General features: G+C 50.4%; 4 protein-coding genes. All 4 read right to left on the minus strand.

All coding sequences use genetic code 11. The features are described 5' to 3' along the window. Positions 1-143 precede the first annotated feature (143 nt). A complete protein-coding gene (locus D6877_RS23925) occupies positions 144-698 on the minus strand; it encodes a dCTP deaminase (RefSeq protein WP_130912305.1) in 555 nt (184 codons plus the stop codon). Positions 699-700: 2 nt separating this feature from the next. Next, positions 701-2065 (minus strand): hypothetical protein, encoded by a 1365-nt coding sequence (locus D6877_RS23930; RefSeq protein ID WP_130912306.1) that lies wholly within the window; start codon positions 2063-2065, stop codon positions 701-703. 35 nt (positions 2066-2100) lie between these two features. Then, on the minus strand, positions 2101-3135 hold the full coding sequence (gene selD, locus D6877_RS23935) for a selenide, water dikinase SelD (RefSeq protein WP_130912307.1): 1035 nt from the start codon (positions 3133-3135) through the stop codon (positions 2101-2103). A 54-nt stretch (positions 3136-3189) separates the two neighbouring features. After that, on the minus strand, positions 3190-5198 hold a 2009-nt coding region (locus tag D6877_RS23940; RefSeq protein ID WP_130912311.1), incomplete at its 5' end, for a LuxR C-terminal-related transcriptional regulator.

Below are 5198 nucleotides of genomic sequence, written 5' to 3' on the forward strand. Positions count from 1 at the left end.
CGCCGATGATGGTGCAGTTGCACTGGAGCGGGCCGACGGGGAAGGTTTCGCGGATCATATTTCGACACAGCCTAATTAATCGTTAAAATATTTAACACGATGAAGCTTAGATAAAAAACAAAACCTACCAAACCTCTCAACAATTACCCCATATACTCAGATCCAGACGGCGCTCCAGAAGTATATTTGTCGACCATTAACTCGTCATAACCGACTGAAGCACTTGAATTCATTCGATGGAGAATCAGATGACAAATGCGCATACCTGGCTTCAGAATTAGTGAAAAAGGCGAGACATTATGAATCTCTAGAGTAAAAGCTTTTGGCTCCTTTGAGCCAAAACCCGGAGCAACATGTGTTGAAAGCAAAACATTTAAACCCAGTCTTGCGAGCCCTGACAAATTAGATAATTGACCTCCAATATCTTCACTTAAGCCAACCTTCTCTACAGTACCTGCCAACACAAAACCCCCAGGATTCAGTACATAACCATCAACATCACAAATCTTCTTACTAACCAACTGTGGATAAGTACTAGAATTTAATAAATCCACAGGCTGGCAGGGCAGATCAAAAACCATCACCTCAGATGCGAGATGCAAGCAAATGGAGCCGGGACGAAGAGTTACACTTTCTTTTGAGACAACACGCAAAGAACCCTCAATAATAAGCAACTCAATATCCGAATTCGAAAGCATTCCTATTTCCTCTTTGGCTTACCGCGACTTGAAACAACCAACTTTGTACCCAAGGGAACAAAATCTTTCCAATTCCTGTCTGACTCTACAAGCTCCCTAACTAGAGTGCCGGTAACATTTTTTGTAGAGAACTGGCTAGCCTCGCTACGGACGATTTCAACCTTCATTCCAGCACTTTCGAATATCTTCTTTTTATGAATTTCCCACTCACTAAAAAGCCTAACAAACTGCACTACATTTTTATGCTCTTGACGGAGAACAGAAAAAGCCTCATCAGATTGATCGATGTCAAACCTTATGATTTCAAACCTGCTCTCTGGCACTCCCCAATCTAATAGCGACAACCGAATCATGTCCGCGCGCTCTTCAAATGAGAACGGATTTCCCTCAGAAGTACCTCGGTGCGGCAATAACTCACAACCTGTAATCTTCCCAATATCGGGTTGAGTAATTCCGATCAAACATTTTTTCGACCTGGATATTCCATATAGCACGTATTCGAAATGTTCATGATGAAAAGGTTGAAATCTGCCATGAACCATTCCCACTTCAACCATAGTTGAATCAATCGCCTGCTTGAACGATGACAAGGCCTCAGCTCTTTGGCTCAAATTAAAATTCAACCCGCGCTCCCACAAATCATTAAACAACTCACAAAAATATGGAGCCAACGAATCAGGGCAGTTTTTGGCATCAAATATTAACTGCGCATTCCTCCAACCATTTGAATCGGGTGAATACACTGACATCGCTGTAACAGTATTATCAGAAATCAGCAACCGCAAAGGTGGAGTCTTCGGATAAAGCCGAACCTCAAACTTATAGCCCTTCATCTGAAGGTCGTGTAAAAGTTTGATTGTGGCGATAATTTTTAATCGATTTGTGCTTTGACCATTCTCACCCATGGAAAGGCGAGCCATGTCATCGCTAAAAGGATCCATTAACATTATCCTGACAGCTTGCACACTTGTATTAGTTCTAAAAAAAACACCAGACTCTAATGCAGCCCTTAAAAACTTCTCACCAGCGATCCCCATAAATTGCATACTTGTTTTTGTTTGAAGCGCTATAACTTCCGGCGGATTATCAGAAAGCTTTTTTATAGAAACCAAACCTATACTTGTCGAACCAATGATAACTTCTCGAAAGTGAGATAGAGCCCCATCAAAACCGGCCGTCCGTGAAAAAACGAAAGAAAGAATTACCCCAATAAAGAACAATCCAGCTGAAACCCAATAAGCCGCAAGATCTGAGACTTTAAAAAAAATGCTAGCAGCCACGACAAAACATAAAGAGAATACTACGGTACCCCACAATGGCCCTGGCGACTTCAAAAATCTTAGCAACCGAGAAAGAAAATCAAACACTTGCCCACTCCTTTAATAAGAATTTCTTAAGAGGCTCATAGCACCTCAATTGCGTATCCAGACCTCTTCACGAATTCACCAATTAAAAAAACCTCCACTCCTTCTTCTTCAGAAGCCGCTAAAAACTCATTTTCGTCATTCTTTTTTACCGCAACCAACAAACCACCATTTGTTTGGGGATCACACAGCAACATTTTTCCATCATCTAAATCTGGGGTAACCTTTCCCCGAAAACTTTCATAATTCCTTCGTGCACCAGAAGGTAAACACCCGAACTTTATATATTGTTCAACACAATCCAATTTAGGGACTTTGGAGTAAGTTATTTGCGCAGTTAAACCGCTTCCTTCAGCCATCTCCAGAAGATGCCCAATCAGTCCAAACCCAGTGACATCCGTCATAGACGAAACACCGCTCAATTTACCAAATCTTGCGCCCACCTTATTTAAGGTACTCATCAACACCTTAGCCTTGTCTAGATCTTCCTCCCGAACAAGACCTAATTTTTCGGCAGTGGAAAGAACGCCAACGCCTAAGGGCTTGCTCAAATATATCCGGCACCCCTCCTCTGACGTATTATTTCTTTTCAATGACTTTCGAGAAACAAGGCCTGTAACACTTAGACCAAAAAATGGTTCAATCGAATCGATCGAATGCCCTCCAGCGAGAGCAATTCCCGCCTCTTTGCAAGCAAACCTTCCACCTCGTATTACTTCTGCAGCTATGTCTGGAGACAACTCCCCGACAGGCCAACCAAGGATAGCTATCGCGACTATTGGCTCACCTCCCATCGCATAAATATCGCTAATAGCATTTGCCGCTGCTATTCGACCAAAATAAAATGGGTCGTCGACAATGGGGGTAAAAAAATCAGCGCTGGTAACTACACCTCTGTCTGCATCAATTCCAAACACAGCAGCATCATCTTTACTTTCGTTACCAACCCATAGCCCTAAATCAATTGTCTTTGAAATATTTCCCGAAAGAATTCTCTCAAGCACTTGAGGTGAAATTTTACACCCGCATCCTCCGCTCCGACTATATTGAGTTAGTCGAGTTTGCTCTTTCATACTCACCTTCGGACTGATTCCATTCATCTTTATCGTAACAGCTTGACGCAAATACTACTGCAAGACTCCAAGCTCTTTGGCACGCGCCACCGCCTGCGTACGCCGCTCAACCCCGAGCTTGCTATTGATATGGCTGGCGTGGGTTTTCACCGTGTGCAGGGAAATGAACAACTGCTCGCTGATCTCCTGATTGGAACAGCCTTGAGCGATCAGGCGCAGCACGGCCAATTCCCGGCTGCTGAGTTGTTCGGTAGCGGAGCTTTCCACGGCCGGGCGTGGCGCGGCTGTTGGGAAATGCGTGAGCAATTGCTGGCTGACCGCGTTGCAGGAGAGTGCCTGCAATTGCCCGCGCATCCAGTCGGCATGGCTTTTCAGTAGCGCATCGAAGGGCTGGAAGACGCCGCCGGCAGCGGCTTCCAGAGCTTGGCTCAACGTTTTGCGGGCTTCCGGTTCGCGCCCATTCGACAGCAACAGCGTCACCTTCTGCGTCAACGCCATCACACTGAGCAACTGGCGTCCGGTCCGCTGGCCGTTTTCATGCAATACGTCCAGCCGACCTTCGGCCAGCATCGGTTGGCCCTGAATTACATCGAGCAGCGCCTGTTGCAGCTCCACATGCAGCGGCAGCTGCGGATGAAACTCCGGCGGTGCAGCGGCGTGTTCGCCGGTGTAGGTCTGGCCCAGGCGCGCAAGCCACGCCTCGGCGAGATCGATGCGACCCTGGGCCAGCCACAGTTCGCATTTGACCAAGGTGATCATCGCCAGGTAGTAGATCGGCGGCACGTCCCAGATGTGCATCAGGCGTTCGGCTTCGGCGAGTTCGGCGAAGGCCTTGGCGAACTCGCCGCTGGCGCCGTCCAGGCGGGCAATCACGCAGTGGCCGATCAGCACGCTGATGTCGCGACAGGCCCGCGCCTCGCCAATGCCGGCCAGCAGGCGTATGCGTGCAGCCTGCGGCTGCAAACGCATCGCCAGCAGGAAACCTTCGTACAACGTCAGCCGTGCGCGCACGGCGTACAGGCGTTGCGGCGACAGACCGCGCAAGCGCTCCAGGCCCTGATGCACTTCATCCAGCGCGCGCAGGATCTCGCCCCGCGATTGCAGAACCCGCGCCCTGTCGTAATGCGCCAGTGCTTCGAATAATGGATTGCCGACCCGTTGCGCCAGCTCAAGCGATTCGCGGTTCAGGCCACGGGCGCGCCACAGATCACCGTCGGCGATCGCCAGATTGGATAGGGTCGACAGACACATCAGGCGCTGGCCGTAACGCTTGGCCGGCAGGCTCTCCAGCGCTTCGCTGCAATAACGCAGGGTCAGTTCGCGATGGCCGCGCCCGCGAGCGATGATCCCGCTAAGCGCCAGCCATTGCGCCAGCATGGATTTTTGCGCGGTGGCCGAAGGCGCCGGCAGGAAACGGCTCAAATGGCTGGCCAGCTCTTCAGCGGCATCGAGCTGACAGGCCAGCCCCAGCGCCCAGCTGTAGAGCACGATCAGCCGTGGCGTGCTGATCAGCAGGCTGTCGGGCAAGTCCATTTTCCATCGCAGCAGCATGCCGACGTTCTGCTCGGCGAGCAGCTGTTCTTCGGACAGGTTCTGTACCAGGTTCGCCGCGACATCGAGATGCCCGGCACGCAACGCCTGCTCCACCGCTTCGTCGAGCAAGCCCTGTGCGTTGAACCAGCGGCAGGCGCGCAAATGCAGTGTAGCGTTGGGCACCATCGCCTGGGCGATTGGCCGGCTGCGCAACAAGTCAGAAAACAAATGGTGATAGCGATACCAGTGACCGTGCTCGTCCAGCGGCACCAGAAATACCTGGTGGGCGAGCAGAAAGCGCAGGATCTCGGCGCTGTCATGGGCTTCGCGGACCGCGTCGCACAGCTCGCTGCAAAAGCGTTCCTGCGGTGCGGTTTCGTAGAGGAAGGATTGCACTTCGGTTGGCAAGCAATCGATGACTTCTTCGAGCAGATAATCGCGTATCAGCCCTTCACCGCCATTCAGCGCTTGCGGAAGCGCGGCATCGTTGCCCGCCTCGGCCACCGCCAGCAGCCAGAAGCGCAGACCGG

It is taken from the genome of Pseudomonas sp. Sample_9, from assembly GCF_004307535.1.
Taxonomy (GTDB): Bacteria; Pseudomonadota; Gammaproteobacteria; order Pseudomonadales; family Pseudomonadaceae; genus Aquipseudomonas; species Aquipseudomonas mercuritolerans.